Raw genomic sequence first — 20,150 nt, forward strand, 5'->3', positions numbered from 1 at the left:
GTCACTCACCTGCCTGGATGACATCAACAAGAGGAGCCACGACCGGCTGGGCCGCCGAGATCAGCGGTCCAGGGACGAAGCCGAAGAAGAAGAGCGCGACCAGCAGCGGCACGAGTACGCCGACCTCCCGCCGGTCGAGGTCGCGGACCGGTCTCCGGGAGAGCTGGGCGGGCCCGGTGAAGATCCGCTGGTAGGCCCACAGCACGTAGATCGCGGCAAGCACGATCGCGGTGACCGCGATGACGCCGACCAGCCAGTGGTAGTCGAACGCGCTGATCAGGACCATGATCTCGGAGACGAACTGGGACAGCCCGGGAAGGCCGGCGGTGGCCAGTCCGGCGATCAGGAACGTGCCGGCGAGCACCGGGGTGGCCTTCTCCAGCCCCTGCATCGAGGAGATCGAGGCGGTGCCCTTGCGAGCGATCAGGAATCCGGCGATCAGGAACATCGCCGCGGTCGCGACCCCGTGGTTGACCATGTAGAGGATCGCGCCGACCAGGCCCTCGCGGGTCGCCGCGAAGATGCCGAGCGTGATCAGCCCGAAGTGGCTCAGCGAGGTCAGACCGATCAGGCGGAGCAGGTCGTCCTGCCCGATCGCGAGCACCGCGCCGTAGACGATCGAGATCAGCGCCAGCACGATGACGACGGGCGTCGCCCAGGCGGAGGCCTCCGGCACCAGACCCAGGCAGAGCCGGATCATGCCGAAGGTGCCGATCTTGTCGAGGACGCACACCAGGAGCACCGAGGTCGGCGTCGTGGCCTGCTCGGTCGTGTCGGCCAGCCAGGTGTGCACCGGGAACAGCGGCGCCTTGACCGCGAACGCGATGAACATCGCCACGAAGATCCAGCGCTCGGCGGTGGTGCCGATGTCGAGCCGGGCCAGGTCGCTGATCAGGTAGGACGGCGCACCGGCCTCCGAGGAGACCACGAAGAACCCGATCAGCGCACCGAGCAGCACGAGTCCGCCGCCGAGCTGGAACATCAGGAACTTGAGCGCGGCCTTGGCCCGGTTGGGCCCGCCGTGCTGGCCGATCATGAAGTACGCCGGGATCAGCGTCGCCTCGAAGGCGATGTAGAAGACGAACAGATCGGCGGCCAGGAAGGTGAGCAGCGCGAAGGCCTCCAGGGCCAGCGCCCAGGCGTACCACCGCTTGTCGTGGTCCTTGACCGCCGCCACCATCACCAGCGGGACCAGGACGACGGTCAGCAGCACCATCAGCTTGCCGAAGCCGTCCATCTCGAGCGCCCAGTGGACGCCGAGCGGCTCCATCCAGACGACGTCGGTGTCGGGGGCCGTGAACATCGTGACGAGACCGGCGATCAGGGTGGCGATCGCGAAGCCGAAGGCCCACAGCTTGGGCCGGGCCGGCATCACCGCGGTGACCAGCGCGCCCACGAACGGGATGAGGACGAGAGTTGTCAGCATCAGTTGACCACCAGGATCGCGAGGGTCACCAGCACAGTGCCACCGAGGACGGAGAGGGCATAGGAGCGTACGTAGCCGGTCTGTGCCTTGCGGAGCTCACCGGCGATCGCTGCCAGGGCGATCGGGCCACCGCTCATCAGGCCGTCGACGGCGTACTTGTCGGTCGCCAGGGCGCCGCGGGTGATCGCCATCCCGGGCGGCACCACGACGTCCTCGATGTGCGGGACGTGCAGGTAGGGAGTCGGCTCGGTCGTGGCCGGGCGGCGCCCGAAGACGAACCCGGCGGCCGCGACGCCGATCGCGACCACGAGCACCGCGAGGACGGAGGTCGCCCAGACCGGGAGCGGACCGTGGTGCTCGGCGTGGCCGATGGCCACGACCGGCTCGAGCCAGTGCTCGATCCAACCGCCGAGCGCGAACACACCGCCGAGGACCGACAGCGCGGCGAGGACGACGAGCGGCCCGGTCATGATCCGCGGCGACTCGTGCGGATGTACGCCCTCGGGCCACCGCTTGCGGCCGAAGAAGGCGAGCATCATCAGGCGGGTCATGTAGAACGCGGTCACGCCGGCGGCCAGCAGGGCGATGATGCCGACCAGCCAGCTCTCGGCGAAGGCGACCTCGAGGATCTTGTCCTTCGACCAGAAGCCGGCGAAGCCGGGGAAGCCGATGATCGCCAGGTAGCCCATCGCGAAGGTCAGGAACGTAACAGGCAGCGCCCGGCTGAGGGCGCCGTAGTGCTTGAGGTTCACGTCGTCGTTCATGCCGTGCATCAGGGAGCCTGCGCCGAGGAACATGTTGGCCTTGAAGAAGCCGTGGGTGAGCAGGTGGAAGATCGCGAACGCGTAGCCCGGCCCACCCAGGCCGGCGGCCAGCATCATGTAGCCGATCTGGCTCATCGTCGAACCGGCCAGGACCTTCTTGATGTCGTCCTTCACGCAGGAGATCGCGGCACCCCAGATGATCGTCACCAGGGCGACGACCACGACGGCGGTCGAGGCGGCCTCGGCGGCGTCGAAGATCGCGCTGCTGCGGACGATCAGGTAGACGCCCGCGGTCACCATGGTCGCCGCGTGGATCAGCGCCGAGACGGGCGTCGGGCCCTCCATCGCGTCGAGCAGCCAGCCCTGCAGCGGCACCTGGGCGGACTTTCCGCAGGCGCCGACCAGCAGCAGGATGCCGAGCCAGTTGAGGGTCGTGGTGGTCGTGTCGCTGATGTCGATCGCGGAGAAGGACGTCGACCCGAAGGTGACGAAGGACAGCGCGATCGCCAGCGAGAGACCCATGTCGCCGACCCTGTTCATCACGAACGCCTTCTTCGCGGCGGCGGCCGCGGACGGCTTGTGCTGCCAGAAGCCGATCAGCAGGTAGGACGCCAGACCGACGCCCTCCCAGCCGAGGAAGAGGCCGACGTAGTTCTCCGCCAGGACCAGCATCAGCATCGCGGCGAGGAACAGGTTGAGGTAGCCGAAGAACCGGGTGCGCCGCTCGTCGTGGGCCATGTAGCCGACCGAGTAGACGTGGATCAGCGTGCCGACCCCGGTGATGAGCAGCAGGAACAGGCTGGAGAGCTGGTCGTAGAGCAGGTCGAAGCCCACCGACAGATCACCGGTGTCGAACCAGGTGTAGAGGTGCTGGACGACCTGCCTGCTCTCCTCGTCGCGACCGAACGCGGCGATGAAGAGGACGAGCGACAGCACGAAGGACGCACCGGCGAGCACGACCGCGAGCCAGTGCCCGATCCGGTCGAAGAGCGCCGGAGCCAGCGGCCGGCCGATCAGGATCAGAGCAGCGCCGGCCAGGGGCAGCGCGATGACCAGCCAGATCAGCGAGAAGACGCCGCTGGCCTCAACAGGATTCACCACTTGAGCATCCTTGGCTCGTCGACCGAAGCCGTGTTTCTGGTGCGGAAGATGGTCATGATGATGGCCAGCCCGACGACCACCTCAGCGGCCGCGACGACCATCACGAAGAACGCCGTCACCTGCCCGTCGAGGTTGCCGTGCATCCGGCTGAACGCCACCAGGGCCAGGTTGGCGGCGTTGAGCATGAGCTCGACGCACATGAAGACGACGATCGCGTTTCGCCTGGTCAGCACTCCGATCGTGCCGATCGTGAAGAGGATGGCGGACAAGATGACGTACGCCGTGGTGTTGTCTGTCATTCGCCCTGCCCCTCGTCACTCGTGCCGTTCGCCCCACCCGCGAGGATCGCCGGGACCGACTTCGTGCTCTGCGACCCGTCCGGCAGCAGCGCCGGGGTGTCGTTGCTGTTGTGGCGCGCGAAGGTGCCCGGTGGGGGCAGCGGGCCGAGGTGCTTGCCGCTCTTCGCGTAGTCGGCGACCCGCTGGCGGGCCAGGTCGCTCTGGCTCTGCTTCGGGTCGATCCGCTCGCGGTGGGCCAGCACCATCGCCCCGATCGCGGCGGTGATCAGCAGCGCGCTGGTCGCTTCGAAGGCGATCACGTAGCGAGAGAAGAGGAGGTCCGCGAGGCGCTGTACGTTGCCACCCGCGTTGGCGCTGGACAGACCGCGCATGGTGGCGATGCTCGCCTGGCCGACGCCCGCGATCAGCGTCGCGCCCAGCCCGACCCCGAGGATGACCGCGAGCACCTTCTGCCCCGCGATCGTCTCCTTGAGCCGGTCGGAGGTGTCGACGCCGACCAGCATGATCACGAACAGGAACAGCATCAGGATCGCGCCGGTGTAGACCACGATCTGCACGGCGAACAGGAACGGCGCCTCCAGCGTCGCGTAGATCATCGCGAGCCCGACCATGACGACCGCCAGCGACAGCGCGGCGTGCACGGGCTTGCGCGCGAAGAGCAGGCCCAGCGCCGCGATCACCGTGACCGAGGCGAGGATGACGAAGCTCACTGGACTCGCTCCTTAGGCTCCGGTGCGTAGTAGGAGGTGTCGTCGTTGCCGAGGAACATCGGGTGGGGAGGCGCCTCCATTCCGTCCTCGAGCGGTGCGAGCAGGTCCTGCTTCTCGTAGATCAGGCTCTCGCGCGAGGTGTCGGCGAGCTCGTACTCGTTGGTCATCGTCAGCGCCCGCGTCGGGCAGGCCTCGATGCACAGCCCGCACAGGATGCAGCGCAGGTAGTTGATCTGGTAGACGCGGCCGTAGCGCTCACCCGGCGAGTAGCGCTCCTCCTCGGTGTTCTCCGCACCCTCGACGTAGATGGCGTCGGCCGGACAGGCCCACGCGCACAGCTCGCAGCCGACGCACTTCTCCAGGCCGTCGGGGTGCCGGTTGAGCTGGTGGCGGCCGTGGAAACGCTCCTCGGTCGGCTCCTTCTGCTGCGGGTACTGCTCGGTGACCGGCTTCTTGAACTGCGTCCCGAACGTCACCGCGAACCCGCTCACCGGGTCCCAGAAGCGCTCCTTGAACGTGCGGTCGTCGTTGCTCACTTTGCCTCCTCAGGAGAGGGAAGAATGCGGTGTGCTGAGCCTGTCGAAGTGCGTACGCCGTTGGCACCCGACGGAGGTCCGAATACCAGCGGCTGGGCGGCACCTCGCACGGCGCCGCCCTGCGGCAGCGCGGGCGTCGGGAAGCCGCCGGTCGGAGTGCTGACCTGGGCCTCCTTCTCCGGAAGCCGGTTGAGGAAGCCGAGCACCACGACCACCGTGATGGCCAGACCGAAGCCGAAGAGGATCCAGTTGGGACTGAAGCCGCCCTCGATGGCGGCCATCTTGATGACCGCGACGACGACGATCCAGGCGAGGCTCGCCGGCAGCAGGACCTTCCAGCCGAGCGACATGAACTGGTCGTAGCGCAGTCGCGGCAGGGTGCCGCGCAGCCAGATGAAGATCCAGATGAAGAAGAACATCTTCAGGAAGAACCACAGCACCGGCCAGTAGCCCTCGTTGGCGCCGGCCCAGATGGTGCCGAGGCCGAGCGGGGCTCGCCAGCCGCCGAGGAACAGCGTCGTGGCGAGCGCGCTGACGGTGGCCATGTTGATGTATTCGGCCAGGAAGAAGAGCGCGAACTTCAGGCTGGAGTATTCGGTGTGGAAACCACCGACGAGCTCGCCCTCCGCCTCGGGGAGGTCGAACGGCGCGCGGTTCGTCTCGCCGACCATCGAGATGCAGTAGATCAGGAAGGACGGCAGCAGCAGCGCGCCGAACCACCAGTCCTGCTGCGCCGCGACGATCTGGCTCGTGGACAGACTGCCGGCCATCAGGAAGACGGTGACGAGCGCCAGGCCCATGCTCACCTCGTACGAGATCATCTGAGCGCTGCTGCGCAGGCCTCCCAGCAGCGAGTAGGTCGAGCCCGAGGCCCACCCACCGAGGACGATCCCGTAGATGCCGATGCTGGCGATCGCCATCACGAACAGCACCGCGACCGGCATGTCGGTCAGCTGCAGCGGCGTCTGGACACCGAAGAGGTTGACCTCCGGGCCGAACGGGATCACCGAGAACGTCACGAACGCCGGCACCGTGGCCAGGATCGGCGCGGTGATGAAGACGATCTTGTCGGCCTTCTCCGGGGTCAGGTCCTCCTTGAGCGCCAGCTTCACGCCGTCGGCGAGGGACTGCAACAGACCGAACGGTCCGTGCCGGTTCGGGCCGATGCGGTGCTGCATCCGGGCCACGACCTTGCGCTCCCACCAGATGTTGAACAGCGTCAGCACGACGCAGACCACGAAGACCAGCAGCACCTTGATCGCGATGATCCACCAGGGGTCCTGGCCGAACTGCTCCAGCCCGTTCACTGCTGTGCCCCCTCAACTGTCACGGTCGAACCCGGCGAGGCGAGGTCGGCCCAGACACCGCGCCCGAAGCTGTTCGTCGGCACCCACACGGTGCCGTCCGCCATCTCGGCCGGCAGCGCCGGAAGCGTCCAGCTCCCCCGGTCACCGGTGACCGTCACAACGTCACCGAGCTCCGCGTGGAGCGCCGCCGGGAGGCGTACGAAAGCGGGGCGGGCGGTCGCCGCCAGCGCCTTGTCACCGCTCTGCAGCGTCCCGTTGTCGAGCATCAGATGCCAGGTCGCCAGCCGGAGCCCCGCCGAATCGGTAGTTGTGGCGGCCGAGTCGGTAGTTGTGGGCGACGAGACGACAGTTTCGTCCGCCACTTCTGCGGACTCGGCGCCCAATTGTGCGAACTCGGCGGTGATGTGGGCGAGGACCTCGGCGTCGGAGTAGGCCGCGGGCTTGTCGAAGACCTTCTCGAACGGGCGGCGGCGGCCTTCCCAGGTGACGAACGTGCCGGCCTTCTCCGAGGCGGTGGCAACAGGGAGTACGACGTCGGCACGCTCGGTCACGGCGGTGACCCGCTGCTCGAGGCTGACCACGAAGCCGGCCTGGTCCAGGGCCGCCAGGAAGGCGGCCGGGTCGGCGGTGTCGTCGGGGTCCACGCCGGCGACCACGAGGGCATCGAGGCCGGCTCGGACCATGGCGTCGGCGTCGAGACCGCCCTCGCCCGGGAGCAGGTCGGCCTCGACCGCGCCCCGGTCGCCGGCGCGACGCGGCACCCAGGCGAGCCTGGCGCCGGTGCGGTCGGCGAGATCGGCCGCGGCGGAGTAGCCGCCGGGGCTGGTGGCCAGCCGTTCGCCGACCAGGATCACCGAAGCCTCGGTGACCCCGCTGACCTGCGACAACACGTCCTTCTCGGCGCCGGGAGCGGTCAGGACGACCTCGGCTCCCAGCTTGCGGGAGCCCTCCGATGCGTACGCGCTCAGGGCGGTGATCCGCAGGCCCTTTCGGTTGGCCTTGCGCAGCCGCAGGAAGAGTGTGCCGGCCTCGTCCTCGGGCTCGAGCCCGACCAGGACGACATGGTCGGCGGCGTCGAGATCCGCGTAGGTGACGCTCGTGCCCGCCACCCGCGAGCGGAGGAAACCTGTCTCCTCCTCCGACAGCGGCCGGGCACGGAAGTCGATGTGAGGCGTGCGGAGCGTGTCGCGGGCGAAGGCCGCGTAGGCCTTCGCGTCCTCCAGCGTCAGCCGGCCGCCGGGCAGCACACCCACCGAGCCGGCACCGGCCAGACCCTGGGCGGCGACGGCGACAGCCTCCAGCCAGGACGCCGGCCGGAGCTCGCCGTCCTCGCGCACCATCGGCGAGGTGAGCCGGTCACGGACGGCGTAGCGGAAGCCGAAGCGGTCCTTGTCGGAGATCCACTCTTCGTTGACCTCGGGGTCGTTGCCGGCGAGGCGGCGCATGACCTTGCCCCGACGGTGGTCGATGCGGATCGCGGCGCCACAGGCGTCGTGCTCGGCGACGCCCGGGGTCGAGACGAGGTCGAAGGGGCGGGCCCGGAACCGGTAGTCGTCGCTGGTCAGCGCACCGACCGGGCAGATCTGGATGACGTTGCCGGAGAAGTAGGACGAGAACGGCTTGTCGTCGGCGATGCCGATCTGCTGCTGCGCACCACGCTGGATCAGCGCGATCCCCGGGTCGCCCGGGATCTCGGCGGCGAAGCGGGTACAGCGCTGGCAGACGATGCACCGCTCACGGTCGAGCAAGACGTTGGGCGAGAGGTTGATGGGCTTGGGGAACGTACGCTTCGTCCCCTCGAACCGGGTCTCCCCCTGCCCGTGGGACATCGCCTGGTTCTGCAGCGGGCACTCGCCGCCCTTGTCGCACACCGGACAGTCCAGCGGGTGGTTGACCAGGAGGAACTCCATGATCCCGTGCTGCGCCTTCACGGCCGTGGAGTTCTGCGTCTCCACCACCATGCCCTCGGCGACCGGGATCGTGCACGAGGCCTGCGGCTTCGGGAAACCCCGGCCGTTGCCGGCGTCGGGGATGTCCACCAGGCACTGCCGGCAGGCACCGACGGGAGCCAGCAGCGGGTGGTCGCAGAACCGCGGGATCTCGATCCCGGCCTCCTCGGCGGCCCGGATCACGAGAGTCCCTTCGGGCACGGTCACATCGGTGCCGTCGATCTTCAGCGTCACGTCAGTCATGGTCGACTGCCTCCTCGCGGGTGGTCTCGACAAGCTCGACCACCGGATCCGCCCATGCAGTCGACGCGGCCGGGTCGAACGGGCAGCCGCCCTGCTCGAGGTGGGCCAGGTATTCGTCTCGGAAGTACTTGATCGAGGAGGTGATCGGGCTCGTCGCACCGTCACCCAGCGCACAGAACGAGCGGCCGAGGATGTTGTCGCACTGGTCGAGCAGCAGGTCGAGGTCTTCGGGTTTGCCGTCGCCCTTCTCCAGCCGCTCCAGCACCTGCACCAGCCACCAGGTGCCCTCGCGGCACGGGGTGCACTTGCCGCACGACTCGTGCTTGTAGAACTCCGTCCACCGCAGCACCGCACGGACCACGCAGACGGAGTCGTCGAAGATCTGCAGCGCGCGGGTGCCGAGCATCGAGCCCGCCGCCGCGACGCCTTCGAAGTCCAGCGTCACGTCCAGGTGCTCCTGGGTGAACAGCGGTGTCGAGGAGCCACCGGGGGTCCAGAACTTCAGCTCGTGCCCCTCGCGTACGCCACCGGCCAGCTCGATCAGCTGGCGCAGCGTGATGCCGAGCGGAGCCTCGTACTGACCGGGCTTCTTGACGTGACCGGAGAGCGAGAAGATGCCGACGCCGGCCGACTTCTCGGTGCCCATTCCCGCGAACCAGGAGGCGCCGTTCTTCACGATCGCCGGCACCGAGGCGATCGACTCCGCGTTGTTGATCACGGTCGGGCTCGCGTAGAGACCGGCGACGGCCGGAAACGGCGGACGCAGCCTCGGCTGCCCGCGACGTCCCTCGAGCGAGTCGAGCAGCGCGGTCTCCTCGCCACAGATGTAGGCCCCGGCGCCCGCGTGCACGACCAGCTCGAGGTCGTACCCGGAGCCGTGGATGTTCTTGCCGAGGTGGCCGGCCGCGTAGGCCTCACGGACCGCGGCCTGCAGCCGCCGGATCACGTGCAGCACCTCGCCGCGTACGTAGATGAAGGCACGCTCCGCACGGATGGCGTAGGAGGAGATGATCACGCCCTCGACCAGGGTGTGGGGCGAGGCCATCATGAGCGGGATGTCCTTGCAGGTGCCCGGCTCGGACTCGTCGGCGTTGACCACCAGGTAGCGCGGCTTGGGGTTCTCGGGGTCGGGCGGCGGCAGGAAGCCCCACTTCACCCCCGTCGGGAAGCCGGCGCCGCCGCGGCCGCGGAGACCGGAGTCCTTGACCGCGGTCTGTACGTCCACGGGAGCCATCCCGAGCGCGATGTCGAGCGCCTCGTAGCCGCCGGTGGCGGTGTAGGCGGGCAGCGTCCAGGCCCGCTCGTCGCCCCAGTTGGCGGTCAGGACCGGGGTCAGCGTGTCAGTCATCGGACGCCTCCTCGGCGATCGTCTCCGACTCGGCGCGACGGGTGTCGGCCACCTCGACGGCTTCGGGCAGCTTCTCCGGGATATCGGCCGAGCCGCGTGCGTCGCCCGGGGCCGCCCAGCCGCGCTCACGCGCCAGCTCCAGCCCGACCCGCGACGCCGACCCGGCGGCCGGGCCCTCGTCGACGAGGCCGTCCTCGAAGCCGGCCAGGACCCGCTCGGCCTCGCGCCAGCTCGTGATCCGCGCACCGCGGGAGGCCACGACCTCACGGCCCTCACGCAGGTCGTCGACCAGCTGCGAGGCCGACTCCGGCGTCTGGTTGTCGAAGAACTCCCAGTTGACCATCACCACCGGCGCGTAGTCGCAGGCAGCGTTGCACTCGATGTGCTCGAGCGTGATCGCACCGTCGGCGGTGGTCTCGTCGTTGCCCACCTCGAGCTTCTCGCGCAGGCAGGCGAAGATCTCGTCGCCACCCATGACCGCGCACAGCGTGTTGGTGCAGACGCCGACGTGGTGGGTGCCGACAGGGTGGCGCTTGTACATCGTGTAGAAGGTCGCAACCCCGCTCACCTCGGCCGGGGTGAGCCCGAGGACCTCGGCGCAGGCCTGGATCCCTTCGGGCGTGACCCGACCCTCGACCGACTGCACCAGATGGAGCATGGGCAGCAGGCCCGAGCGGGCCTGCGGGTAGCGAGCCGCGATCTCGCGCAGCTCGTCGTAGGTCTCAGCAGCAAGCGTCATCGGTCGACGCCTCCCATCACCGGGTCGATGGACGCGATCGCCACGATCACGTCGGCCACCATGCCGCCCTCGGACATCACGCTGGTGGCTTGGAGGTTGGTGAACGACGGGTCCCGGAAGTGGACCCGGAAAGGCTTGGTGCCGCCGTCGCTGACCACGTGGGCGCCGAGCTCTCCACGCGGCGACTCGATCGCGGCGTACGCCTGGCCTGCCGGCACCCGGAAGCCCTCGGTCACCAGCTTGAAGTGGTGGATCAGCGCCTCCATCGACTCGCCCATGATGTGGCGGATGTGGTCGAGGGAGTTGCCCTGGCCGTCGGGGCCGACGGAGAGCTGCGAGGGCCAGGCGATCTTCTTGTCGGCGACCATCACGGGGGCGCCGTCGAGGTCCTCGAGCCTCTTGAGCGCCTGCTCCATGATCCGCAACGACTCCCACATCTCGGCCAGCCGCACCCGGAACCGCCCGTAGGAGTCGCAGGTGTCCCAGGTGATGACCTCGAAGTCGTAGTCCTGGTAGCCGGAGTAGGGCTGGGTCTTGCGCAGGTCCCACGGGTAGCCGGTGCTCCGCAGGATCGGGCCGGTCAGACCGAGCGCGAGGCAGCCCTCCAGGTCGAGGTAGCCGACCTGCTCCAGGCGGCCCTTGAAGATCGGGTTGGCGTTGCAGAGCGCGGCGTACTCGTGCAGCCGGGTCTTCATCAGCTCGATGAACTCGCTCACCCGGGCGACGGTGCCCTCCGGGACGTCCTGGGCGACGCCGCCGGGACGGATGTAGGCGTGGTTCATCCGCAGCCCGGTGATGAACTCGAACAGGTCCAGGCACAGCTCACGCTCGCGGAACCCGATCGTCATCACGGTCAGGGCGCCGAGCTCCATGCCACCGGTCGCGATCGCCACCAGGTGGGATGAGATCCGGTTGAGCTCCATCAGCATGACTCGGATGACGTCGGCCTTCTCCGGCACCTCGTCGCCGATGCCGAGCAGCTTCTCCACCCCGAGGACGTACGCCGTCTCGTTGAAGATCGGCGAGAGGTAGTCCATCCGGGTGACGAAGGTCGTGCCCTGGGTCCAGGAGCGGAACTCCATGTTCTTCTCGATGCCCGTGTGGAGGTAGCCGATCCCGGCGCGTGCCTCGGTGACGGTCTCGCCCTCGAGCTCGAGGATCAGCCGGAGCACCCCGTGGGTCGAGGGGTGCTGCGGGCCCATGTTGACGACGATCCGCTCGTCCTTGACGTCCTTGAGGGCGTCGGTCAGCTCGTCCCAGTCCTGGCCGGTGACGGTGAACGTACGGCCCTCGTCAGCCTCTGTCGCGGTCATGAGTAGCTCCTGCGAGTGTCCGGCGGCGGGATCGTCGCGCCCTTGTATTCGACGGGGATCCCGCCCAGCGGGTAGTCCTTGCGCTGCGGGTGGCCCGGCCAGTCGTCGGGCATCAGGATCCGGGTCAGCCCCGGGTGGCCGTCGAAGACGATCCCGAACATGTCGTAGGTCTCGCGCTCGTGCCAGTCGAGCGTCGGGTAGATGCCCACCCCGCTCGGCACGTGCGGGTCCTCGTCGGGGGCGCTCGTCTCGACCCGCACCCGGCGGTTGTAGGTCATCGAGAGCAGGTGGTAGACCGCATGCAGCTCTTTGCCCTGGTCAGCGGGGTAGTGCACCCCGGACACCCCGGAGCAGAGCTCGAAGCGCAGCTCGTCGCGGAGCACCTGCAGGGCCTCGAGCAGCTGCTCGCGGCGTACGTGGAAGGTCAGCTCACCGCGGTGGATGACCGCCTCCGCTCCGGTGAAGGCGAGGGCGTCGGCGATCTCCTTGAACCAGCCGCCGTAGGGCTGCACCCCGACGTCGCTGGTGCGGCTCGGCATCGCGTGCCGGCGGGTGAGACCGGCGTAACCGCTGGTGTCGCCCGAGCCGCTCACGCCGAACATGCCGCTGGGGTCGTGCTGGTCGTTCACCGCAGGAGTCCCGTCTGGTCGATCAGCGGCAGCTGGCGCAGGGCCACGGCCTCGGCCGCGACCTCCTCGCGCTCGGCGTTGACGCCCAGCGAGCCGCCCTGGATCTTGTCGTGGAGCTTGAGGATCGCGTCGATCAGCATCTCGGGGCGCGGCGGGCAGCCGGGGAGATACATGTCGACGGGCACGATGTGGTCGACGCCCTGGACGATCGCGTAGTTGTTGAACATCCCGCCGCTGCTGGCGCAGACGCCCATCGCGAGCACCCACTTAGGCTCGGGCATCTGGTCGTAGATCTGCCGCAGCACCGGCGCCATCTTCTGGCTCACCCGGCCGGCCACGATCATCAGGTCGGCCTGTCGGGGACTCGCCCGGAAGACCTCCATGCCGTAACGGGCGAGGTCGTACTTCGGGCCACCGCTGGTCATCATCTCGATGGCGCAGCAGGCCAGCCCGAACGTCGCCGGCCACAGGCTCGCCTTGCGGAAGTAGCCCGCCAGGCCCTCGACGGTCGTGAGCAGAACCCCGCTCGGAAGCTTTTCTTCGAGACCCATGTCAGTCCCAGTCCAATCCACCGCGACGCCACACATAGGCGTACGCGACAAAGACGGTCAGCAGGAACAGGCCCATCTCCGCGAGGCCGAACCACCCCATCGCGTCGAACCTGACGGCCCACGGGTAGAGGAAGATGATCTCGATGTCGAAGATGATGAAGAGCATCGCGGTGATGTAGTACTTCACCGGGAAACGACCGCCCAACGCCTGCGGCGTGGCCTCGATCCCGCACTCGTAGGGATCCGCCTTGGCCTGGTTGGCACGGCTCGGTCCCACGACCGAGCTCATGATCACCGAACCGACCGCGAAGAGCGTCGCCAGTCCCGCCAACGCGAGCACCGGCACGTAGAGCTCCATCTCGCCTCCTACCCTGAGCGGCCCACCCCTTCTTGAGACTTTGTGAATAGAATCACAATGTGGGCCAACTCACATCCTGCCACTCCTGCGGCGGATTGCAAGTGGGTTGCTGAAATGGCGCGCGGGCACTTTCCCGCCATGGTGGGAAAGTGCCCGCGCATCCGGCGGCAAACGCTTGCAGAATCACGCCATGGCGGGGTTGTGACGGGTCAGACGTCGGCGGCGGCTGCCGGCGTCGGTGCGTCGAGGAACACTCGGGGGATCACGACGATCCGCTTCTCGACGTCGGCCTGCGAGACAGGCTGTCCGCCGGGGCCGATCTGCACCACCTCGTACGTCACGGTGTGCTTGGTCATCCTGCGCCGCTTCAACCACGAGGAGTGCCAGGCGACACTCCCCCAGGGTCCCTGGATCTCGAGCCACTCACCCACAGACCCGGTGACGGTGGCGCCGACGGGATACATCCCCGACATCCGACCCTCGCCGGAAAACAGCCAGATGAGTGGGTTGAGCAGGATTGCCACCACGAAGAAGGCAGCCATCCTGTAGGAGCCACCGGCCAGATGGAGCGCGATGTTGAGGGCGATCGCAGCCGGGGCCAACCACGTCACTATGCCGAACGGCGCCGTGATGCCGAACTGCGTCCACAACCACGCCCGGATGATCCGCCACCTCAGAGCACGGTCGACGACGGTCGGCCGCCCGGCCAGCGGAGCTTGCGCAAGCTCCTGGCCTGCTCTCCGTGCCAGCTCGTGCCCGATTTCCGGCCCGATGAGCTGGGCCGGGAAGTCGATCGACCGCGACACCTCATCCGGTCCGGTCGGAAGATACGCCGGTACGGCCAACGTCTTCGCGCCCTCCTGCCGACACCGCACGAGCACCGGCCCCGCCTCGACCAGCGCCAGCCGCGGCCACGGGTAGAAGGTGAGTCGGTTGGGCGTGCGCACACCCAATCCGCTCTCCGTCGTCCATGCGACGAGAGTGGCTCCAACAGGAAGCTCGCGCTTCACGCGGCGAGGGACTGTCCAGAGCGGCAGCGGCAGCGTGAGTGCCAGGCACGCGACTCCGAATGTCAAGATCATCAGTCGATCGACAACATCGCGAACCGGATCAAGCCCCAGATCGCGCATCCCGAACCAGGCGGAGCCGATCATCAACGCCGGCAGAACCAGCCCCAGGACCCAGTAGGGCCAGCTCCGCAGCCGCAACCTCACCAAAGCCCACTCGAGCCGACGCTGATCATCGAGAGTGACGGTCCAGTGTGCTACCGAGCCCGGCACCACATCCGCATCCACGGGCGGCCCTCCTCAGCGTCCCCACAGTCCGAAGTCGCCGCAGCGTACTGGATACCCCCGCGGGAATATGGGGAAAACGGGGTCAGGTCATCCTCAGTCGGGATCGGGACGGATCCAGCCCTTGGCGAGCCCCGCACGGACGATGGCGTCGGTGGCCGCACCGAGAGTCGTCGAGGCGGCGACGACGCCGGCCTCACGGGCGCGTACGCGGGCCTCGGTGGCACCCGGCATGCTCCAGGTGCCACCGCGGTTGAGCCAGTTGAGGAGCATCGGCTCGAGCCGGTCCATCGCCTTGCAGAAGCGCGCCTCGGGAGTCTGAGCGGCCTCGAACTCGTCCCAGAGCGCCCGGATCTCCCCCGCCTGGTCCGGCGGCAGCATCGTGAAGAGCCGGTCGGCGGCGGCCAGCTCACGCTCGACCTGGTCGACGACCGCCGCGGCGTCGAAGACGGGGCTGTCGCCGGCGTAGATCTCGACCATGTCGTGGATGATCACCAGCTTGATCGCATGCCCGACGTCGATCGGCTCGTCGGCGTACTCAGCCAGCAGCAGCACCATCAGCGCCAGGTGCCAGGAGTGCTCGGCGTCGTTCTCACGACGGTCGGCCGCGGCCAGCGGGGAGGCGCGCAGGATCGTCTTGAGCCTGTCGGCCTCCGCGATGAACTCCAGCTGGGCTCGCAGCCTTCCGCCGATCTCGTCCGGGAGGGGGTTCAGGTCGGTGATCAGGTCGGCTGCCACGTCATCCATGGGACGACTCTCGCATGCGGCGTACGGTCAGCGGGTGGGCAGGGGGAGGGCGCGCTTGGAGCGGCTCACGTAGGCCGAGCCCTCCGGGCCGACGACGGCGTAGGAGTCACCCAGGCGGGAGTTGTACTCCAGGTGCGCGCGACCCCAGAACATGCCGATCCGGATGCCGCCGTACATCCCCGGAGCGGTGAACCAGGCCTCGTCGGGGCCGCCCTCCTCGGAGATGAGCCGGACGTCGAACGTACGCAGCTGGTGGTCGCCGCGGAACTCGGCGGTCAGCTCGGCCAGCGTCGTGTTCACGTGGTGGTTGACGGCCTCGAGGTTGTCACCGAGCGGGGTGCCGGGGCGGAAGTAGGGGTCGAGCATGTCGAGCAGGTGGTCGTGACCGCGCCGCTTGGCGAGCTGGTAGGGCGTCTCGCCGTGCGCAGTCGGCAGCGAGCGGACACCGCCCAGCGAGAGCAGCTCCTGGACCGTCTCCCGTGGTGCTCCGAGGTAGGCGGCGTGGTGGAGCGGCGTGAACATCGACTCGCCGCCGATCTTCCAGGTGTTGACGCCGACGGTGTAGTCGTTGCGCACCTGCGAGAGCGCGCGGCGCCAGTCTCCCTGCGCGGCCGCGTCGGTGAGCGAGTCCCTGGCCTTGACCGCTGCGGGCCCGTAGGCCTCGCGAGGCATCAAGATGCCGTCCCATGGCAACGTCGTGGTCATAGTTGAACTTTCGCAGAGATCAAGCGGTTGCGTGATGAAGTGCGACGATTCCACCCGAGAGATTCGTCCAGGTCGGCGACTGCCAACCCGCTGAGGAGAGCATCTCGGCGAGACCTGCCTGGTCTGGCCACGCCCGGATGGACTCAGCGAGATAGACGTACGCGTCGGGGGAGGACGATACCGCGCGCGCTACCGGAGGAAGAGCCTTCATCAGGTATTCGACGTAGAGCGTGCGGAACGGCTTCCAGGTCGGGTGCGAGAACTCGCAGACCACGATCCGGCCACCGGGACGGGTGACCCGGCGCAGCTCGCGCAGGCCGGCCGCCGGGTCGACGATGTTGCGCAGCCCGAACGAGATCGTGACCGCGTCGAAGGTCGCATCGCGGTAGGGCAGCCGGGTGCCGTCGCCGGCCGTGAACGGCAGGTGGGGCTTGGCCTGCTTGCCGACCTGGAGCATCCCGATCGAGAAGTCCGTCGGCACCACGGAGGCGCCGGCGTCCAGGAACGGCTGGGACGAGGTGCCGGTGCCGGCGGCCAGGTCGAGCACGAGCTCGCCCGGCTTGGGGTCGACGGCCTTGATCACCTCACGCCGCCAGCGCCGGTCCTGGCCGAGCGAGAGCACGTCGTTGGTGATGTCGTAGCGCTTGGCCACGGCGTCGAACATCCGACGGACGTCGCCGGGCTGCTTGTCCAGATCTGCTCGGGTCACGGGCTGATTCTGTCTCGGGTCGCTGTCCGGCCCGAACTCAGGCGAGCTTCTCGAAGATCTCGTCGGCGTACTTCGCCGCGTCTTCCTTCGAGGCAGCGGTCGCCTGGACGGTCAGGTCGTTGGACGCGTGCGAGCAGGTCGCCTGGGTCTGACCGGTCGACTGGTCTGCGCTGGAGTAGCAGACGTTGTCGCGCACCTTGGAGACCTCGCCGCCGCCGTAGTAGGCGCTGCCGTCGCCGGCGAAGGCGCGGATCATCACGGACTTCTTCATGTCCTTGGTGATGTAGGTGCGCGAGGCCATCGAGAACCCGAGCGCGTCGGACACGTTGCGGTCCTCGGTCTTCGAGCTGGCCGCATTCTGCTTGATGAACAGGTCCAGCTGGTCCTCGGACGCGCCCTGCTGCTTGATCACGTCGAGGTCGTAGGAGGACTTCTTGTCGGCCGGCTTGTAACCGCCCGACAGCGTCTCGGGGAGCGTGATCTTCACGCCCGAATGGGACTCGGAGTCGCCAACCCACCGTGGCAGGCCAACGCCCAGCACGACGAAGAGGGCCAAGGCGATGATGCCGAGGGTGATGCCGTTCTCTGCGATGAACGACTGCTCTTTGTTGGTACTCACGCCAGCGCACGCTACAACCCCGATGGTGGTGGATGGCAAACGGGGCGCAATGCCGCATACATCACTTCGACTCGTCTCGGCCGACACCACGCCGATACGCTGGGCGTGTGAGTGAGTCTGAGCAGCGGTCATTGGTCGCGACCACCGTGGCGCTCGACGCCGGTTCGGAGACGCTCGACGACCTGCTCGCGCTGCTGCCCGCCCGCCGGCGCGTGCTGTCCTGGGTCCGCCACGGCGAGGGCCTGGTCGGCTGGGGCACCGCCGCCGAGATCCGTACGTCCGGACCGGAGCGCTTCGCGCACGCGGCGAAGTGGTTCGAGGAGCTGGCCGCCGTCTCGACGGTCTCCGATCCCGTGGGAGAGCCCGGCACCGGACTGGTCGGCTTCGGCTCCTTCGCCTTCGCAGACCTTCCGGGATTCTCCGTGCTCAAGGTGCCCGCGGTCGTCGTCGGCAAGCGCGGCGACACCGCCTGGGTGACGACCGTGGGACCGGCCGCCACGCCGCCTCCCGCGCTGGCTCCGGCGCCGGACCCTGAGGCGCCGCGCGACGTCGTCTTCGCCGATGCCTACGTCGACGGTGAGCACTGGATGCGGATCGTCGCCGACGCCGTCTCCCGGCTCCAGCACGGCGACCTCGACAAGGTCGTCCTCGCCCGCGACCTGCTGGCCGCGGCCAACGCACCGATCGACATCCGCGCCGTGCTGCGGCGGCTGGCCGATGCGTACCCGACGTGCTGGACGTTCCACGTCGACGACCTCTTCGGCGCGACCCCCGAGCTGCTCGTGCGCCGAGAGCGCGGCCTGGTCACCTCCCGCGTCCTGGCCGGCACGATCTGGCCCACCGGCGAGGAGGACTTCGACCATGCTCTCGCCGCCTCGCTGGCGGAGTCGTCGAAGAACCTCGAGGAGCACGAGTACGCCGCCAGGTCGGTCGCCGACGCCCTGGAACCGCACTGCTCCTCGATGAACGTGCCCGACGCGCCGTTCGTGCTCAAGCTCCCCAACGTGATGCACCTGGCCACCGACATCACCGGCGTGGCCAGCGACGGGGTGAGCTCGCTCGACCTGGCCGCCGCGCTGCACCCCTCGGCCGCGGTCGGCGGCACGCCGCGTGAGGACGCCGTCGCGCTCATCGCCGAGATCGAGTCGATGGAGCGCGCCCGCTACGCCGGGCCGGTCGGCTGGATGGACGCCTCCGGCGACGGCGAGTGGGGCATCGCGCTGCGCTCGGCAGAGATGATCGACGACCGCACCGCCCGCCTCTTCGCCGGGTGCGGCATCGTGGCCGGCTCCGACCCGGAGACCGAGCTGGCCGAGACCCAGGCCAAGTTCGTCCCGATCCGCGACGCACTGTCCTAACCTCCGTTCATGGAGAACTCGGACGGCCTCATCCGCACAGCCCTGCGCGAAGGAGAGGAGACCGCCGACCGGCTGGCACGCACGCAGCTGCTCGTGGTTCCGGTCCTGATCGTCGCGATGATCTCGGTGCCGGCCTACCGGATCGTCCACGACGACGGCGAGGACGGTGACAGCTTCGGGTTCTGGTCGGCGATCGCGTGGCTGGGCGACCGTCCCGACGACGCCCCGGGCGCCTACAAGCTGCTGGTCGTCGCCGCGGTGCTGACGATCCTCTACGCCGTGGCGGCCGGGGCGATGGGCCTCTATCTCGCCTACTCCCGGAGCAACCACCCCGCCGCCGAGACGAGCATCGCCATCGTGTCGGGCGCGCTGCCGAGCGCCCTCGCCATGATCGGCGTGGTCGCGCTGCCGGAGGACTCGGCCGTGCAGATGGGCTGGGGCGTACTCCTCCCCGCCTTCCTCGGCCTGTGGCTCGCCAACATGGTCCGCTCCGACGTCTGACCCACCCGCGATAGATTCGGCGGCATGAGGATCACGAAGTTCGGCCATTCCTGTGTCCGGATCGAGCACGACGGGGCGGTGGTGGTCGTCGACCCGGGCGTGTTCGCGCAGCCCGAGGCGCTGGACGGCGCGACGGCGGTGCTGATCACCCACGAGCACCCCGACCACTACAGCCCGGCGCTCCTCGAGGGCAGCGACGCACCCGTCTACACCATCGGCGCGGTCGCGGCACAGATCCAGAAGGGTGCTCCCGCGGTCCACGAGCGGACCACGGTGGTGAAGCCGGGCGAGTCCTTCGTCGCCGGGCTCCCGGTCACCGCGGTCAACGAGAAGCACGCGGTCATCCACGCCGACATGCCCCACTTCGACAACTCCGGCTACCTGATCCAGGCCGGGGACACCAAGATCTTCCACCCGGGCGACGCACTCGACGGTCCCGGCCAGGCCGTGGACGTACTCTTCCTGCCGGTCTCGGCGCCGTGGGCCCGATCGGCCGAGCTGATCGACTTCGCCCGCGAGGTCGGCGCCTCCCGGACCGTCGCGATCCACGACCGGGTCTACTCCGAGTTCGGCTCCGGGGTCTTCGACACCCAGGCGGCCAACCTGATCCCGGCCGAGCGCGGCTACGTACGTCTCGCGGACGGGGCCGACCTCTGATGGCCCTCGTCGCAGTCCTGTACGCCTACAACGACCTCCCCGACGTACGCGCCGAGCACCTCGACGCCCATCGTGGGTTCCTGGCGAGCCAGGACGACCTGGTCCTCTCCGGCCCCACCTCCGACGGCTCCGGCCTGCTCGTCTTCGAGGGCGACATCGCCACGGTCGAGGCGGTCGTCGACGACGACCCGTTCCTCGCGGTCGGGCTGATCAAGGAGCGCCGGATCTTCGAGTGGACCCCGGTCCTCGGCTCCTGGAAGTCCCAGCTGGGCCTGTGAGGACCGGGGCC

22 protein-coding genes are annotated in these 20,150 nt (G+C 68.7%); 4 read left to right on the plus strand and 18 right to left on the minus strand.

Going from position 1 to position 20,150, the window contains the following annotated elements; translation table 11 throughout:
• Position 1: 1 nt before the first annotated feature.
• From OG984_RS18445 to OG984_RS18530, 18 genes are all read right to left on the minus strand, one after another.
• Complete coding sequence (locus OG984_RS18445) at positions 2-1,426, minus strand: complex I subunit 4 family protein (protein ID WP_328527678.1); 1,425 nt, start codon at positions 1,424-1,426, stop codon at positions 2-4.
• Positions 1,426-3,291, minus strand: coding sequence for an NADH-quinone oxidoreductase subunit L (gene nuoL, locus OG984_RS18450; protein WP_328527679.1), 1,866 nt, complete (start codon positions 3,289-3,291; stop codon positions 1,426-1,428). The genes OG984_RS18445 and nuoL overlap by 1 nt, the downstream gene beginning before the upstream one ends.
• A complete protein-coding gene (gene nuoK / locus OG984_RS18455; protein ID WP_008356449.1) occupies positions 3,285-3,590 on the minus strand; it encodes an NADH-quinone oxidoreductase subunit NuoK in 306 nt (101 codons plus the stop codon). The genes nuoL and nuoK overlap by 7 nt, the downstream gene beginning before the upstream one ends.
• Positions 3,587-4,300, minus strand: a complete 714-nt coding sequence (locus OG984_RS18460; protein WP_328527680.1) for an NADH-quinone oxidoreductase subunit J — start codon at positions 4,298-4,300, stop codon at positions 3,587-3,589. Before OG984_RS18460 ends, nuoK begins: the two co-directional genes overlap by 4 nt.
• Complete coding sequence (gene nuoI / locus OG984_RS18465; RefSeq protein ID WP_328527681.1) at positions 4,297-4,836, minus strand: NADH-quinone oxidoreductase subunit NuoI; 540 nt, start codon at positions 4,834-4,836, stop codon at positions 4,297-4,299. Before nuoI ends, OG984_RS18460 begins: the two co-directional genes overlap by 4 nt.
• Positions 4,833-6,143, minus strand: coding sequence for an NADH-quinone oxidoreductase subunit NuoH (nuoH, locus tag OG984_RS18470; protein ID WP_328527682.1), 1,311 nt, complete (start codon positions 6,141-6,143; stop codon positions 4,833-4,835). The genes nuoI and nuoH overlap by 4 nt, the downstream gene beginning before the upstream one ends.
• Positions 6,140-8,335: an NADH-quinone oxidoreductase subunit G gene (locus OG984_RS18475; protein WP_328527683.1), complete on the minus strand. Its 2,196-nt coding sequence runs from the start codon at positions 8,333-8,335 to the stop codon at positions 6,140-6,142. Before OG984_RS18475 ends, nuoH begins: the two co-directional genes overlap by 4 nt.
• Positions 8,328-9,683 carry an NADH-quinone oxidoreductase subunit NuoF gene (gene nuoF / locus OG984_RS18480; protein WP_328527684.1) on the minus strand — a complete coding sequence of 452 codons (1,356 nt, stop codon included), beginning with the start codon at positions 9,681-9,683 and terminating at the stop codon, positions 8,328-8,330. Before nuoF ends, OG984_RS18475 begins: the two co-directional genes overlap by 8 nt.
• Positions 9,676-10,422 (minus strand): NADH-quinone oxidoreductase subunit NuoE, encoded by a 747-nt coding sequence (gene nuoE / locus OG984_RS18485; RefSeq protein WP_328527685.1) that lies wholly within the window; start codon positions 10,420-10,422, stop codon positions 9,676-9,678. The genes nuoF and nuoE overlap by 8 nt, the downstream gene beginning before the upstream one ends.
• Positions 10,419-11,735, minus strand: a complete 1,317-nt coding sequence (locus tag OG984_RS18490) for an NADH-quinone oxidoreductase subunit D (RefSeq protein WP_328527686.1) — start codon at positions 11,733-11,735, stop codon at positions 10,419-10,421. Before OG984_RS18490 ends, nuoE begins: the two co-directional genes overlap by 4 nt.
• Complete coding sequence (locus tag OG984_RS18495; protein ID WP_328532371.1) at positions 11,732-12,337, minus strand: NADH-quinone oxidoreductase subunit C; 606 nt, start codon at positions 12,335-12,337, stop codon at positions 11,732-11,734. The genes OG984_RS18490 and OG984_RS18495 overlap by 4 nt, the downstream gene beginning before the upstream one ends.
• A gap of 23 nt (positions 12,338-12,360) precedes the next feature.
• Entirely contained in the window at positions 12,361-12,915 is a 555-nt protein-coding gene (locus tag OG984_RS18500; protein ID WP_328527687.1) for a NuoB/complex I 20 kDa subunit family protein, read from the minus strand.
• A gap of 1 nt (position 12,916) precedes the next feature.
• Positions 12,917-13,273, minus strand: coding sequence for an NADH-quinone oxidoreductase subunit A (locus OG984_RS18505; RefSeq protein ID WP_008356428.1), 357 nt, complete (start codon positions 13,271-13,273; stop codon positions 12,917-12,919).
• Positions 13,274-13,482: 209 nt separating this feature from the next.
• The gene (locus OG984_RS18510) at positions 13,483-14,220 is read right to left on the minus strand and encodes a hypothetical protein (protein ID WP_328527688.1); all 738 of its coding nucleotides are present in this window, start codon (positions 14,218-14,220) and stop codon (positions 13,483-13,485) included.
• A gap of 441 nt (positions 14,221-14,661) precedes the next feature.
• Positions 14,662-15,312: an HD domain-containing protein gene (locus tag OG984_RS18515; protein ID WP_328527689.1), complete on the minus strand. Its 651-nt coding sequence runs from the start codon at positions 15,310-15,312 to the stop codon at positions 14,662-14,664.
• Between the two features lie 27 nt (positions 15,313-15,339).
• Positions 15,340-16,017, minus strand: coding sequence for an ankyrin repeat domain-containing protein (locus OG984_RS18520; protein ID WP_328527690.1), 678 nt, complete (start codon positions 16,015-16,017; stop codon positions 15,340-15,342).
• A 19-nt stretch (positions 16,018-16,036) separates the two neighbouring features.
• Positions 16,037-16,726 (minus strand): demethylmenaquinone methyltransferase, encoded by a 690-nt coding sequence (locus OG984_RS18525; protein WP_328527691.1) that lies wholly within the window; start codon positions 16,724-16,726, stop codon positions 16,037-16,039.
• Between the two features lie 37 nt (positions 16,727-16,763).
• The gene (locus OG984_RS18530) at positions 16,764-17,345 is read right to left on the minus strand and encodes a hypothetical protein (protein ID WP_328527692.1); all 582 of its coding nucleotides are present in this window, start codon (positions 17,343-17,345) and stop codon (positions 16,764-16,766) included.
• Between the two features lie 107 nt (positions 17,346-17,452).
• On the opposite strand from OG984_RS18530, the gene OG984_RS18535 reads away from it, so the two are divergent.
• Genes OG984_RS18535 through OG984_RS18550 form a run of 4 tightly spaced genes read left to right on the plus strand, consistent with a single transcriptional unit; the run spans position 17,453 to position 20,139 of the window.
• On the plus strand, positions 17,453-18,703 hold the full coding sequence (locus OG984_RS18535; protein WP_328527693.1) for an isochorismate synthase: 1,251 nt from the start codon (positions 17,453-17,455) through the stop codon (positions 18,701-18,703).
• A 9-nt stretch (positions 18,704-18,712) separates the two neighbouring features.
• A complete protein-coding gene (locus OG984_RS18540) occupies positions 18,713-19,204 on the plus strand; it encodes a hypothetical protein (RefSeq protein WP_328527694.1) in 492 nt (163 codons plus the stop codon).
• Between the two features lie 24 nt (positions 19,205-19,228).
• Entirely contained in the window at positions 19,229-19,861 is a 633-nt protein-coding gene (locus OG984_RS18545) for an MBL fold metallo-hydrolase (RefSeq protein WP_328527695.1), read from the plus strand.
• Positions 19,861-20,139, plus strand: a complete 279-nt coding sequence (locus tag OG984_RS18550; RefSeq protein ID WP_328527696.1) for a YciI family protein — start codon at positions 19,861-19,863, stop codon at positions 20,137-20,139. The genes OG984_RS18545 and OG984_RS18550 overlap by 1 nt, the downstream gene beginning before the upstream one ends.
• Positions 20,140-20,150: the final 11 nt, after the last annotated feature.

This window comes from Nocardioides sp. NBC_00368, from assembly GCF_036090055.1.
Lineage (GTDB): Bacteria > Actinomycetota > Actinomycetes > Propionibacteriales > Nocardioidaceae > Nocardioides.

Bases quoted from the DNA above. Each gene is read 5' to 3' on its own strand.
- nuoK (WP_008356449.1), bottom strand. From the start codon at position 3,590: ATGACAGACAACACCACGGCGTACGTCATCTTGTCCGCCATCCTCTTC.
- OG984_RS18495 (WP_328532371.1), bottom strand. From the start codon at position 12,337: ATGTTCGGCGTGAGCGGCTCGGGCGACACCAGCGGTTACGCCGGTCTC.
- OG984_RS18540 (WP_328527694.1), top strand. From the start codon at position 18,713: ATGGAGAACTCGGACGGCCTCATCCGCACAGCCCTGCGCGAAGGAGAG.
- nuoE (WP_328527685.1), bottom strand. From the start codon at position 10,422: ATGACGCTTGCTGCTGAGACCTACGACGAGCTGCGCGAGATCGCGGCT.
- OG984_RS18445 (WP_328527678.1), bottom strand. From the start codon at position 1,426: ATGCTGACAACTCTCGTCCTCATCCCGTTCGTGGGCGCGCTGGTCACC.
- OG984_RS18550 (WP_328527696.1), top strand. From the start codon at position 19,861: ATGGCCCTCGTCGCAGTCCTGTACGCCTACAACGACCTCCCCGACGTA.
- nuoF (WP_328527684.1), bottom strand. From the start codon at position 9,683: ATGACTGACACGCTGACCCCGGTCCTGACCGCCAACTGGGGCGACGAG.
- OG984_RS18545 (WP_328527695.1), top strand. From the start codon at position 19,229: ATGAGGATCACGAAGTTCGGCCATTCCTGTGTCCGGATCGAGCACGAC.
- OG984_RS18500 (WP_328527687.1), bottom strand. From the start codon at position 12,915: ATGGGTCTCGAAGAAAAGCTTCCGAGCGGGGTTCTGCTCACGACCGTC.
- OG984_RS18490 (WP_328527686.1), bottom strand. From the start codon at position 11,735: ATGACCGCGACAGAGGCTGACGAGGGCCGTACGTTCACCGTCACCGGC.
- OG984_RS18520 (WP_328527690.1), bottom strand. From the start codon at position 16,017: ATGACCACGACGTTGCCATGGGACGGCATCTTGATGCCTCGCGAGGCC.
- OG984_RS18475 (WP_328527683.1), bottom strand. From the start codon at position 8,335: ATGACTGACGTGACGCTGAAGATCGACGGCACCGATGTGACCGTGCCC.
- OG984_RS18505 (WP_008356428.1), bottom strand. From the start codon at position 13,273: ATGGAGCTCTACGTGCCGGTGCTCGCGTTGGCGGGACTGGCGACGCTC.
- OG984_RS18515 (WP_328527689.1), bottom strand. From the start codon at position 15,312: ATGGATGACGTGGCAGCCGACCTGATCACCGACCTGAACCCCCTCCCG.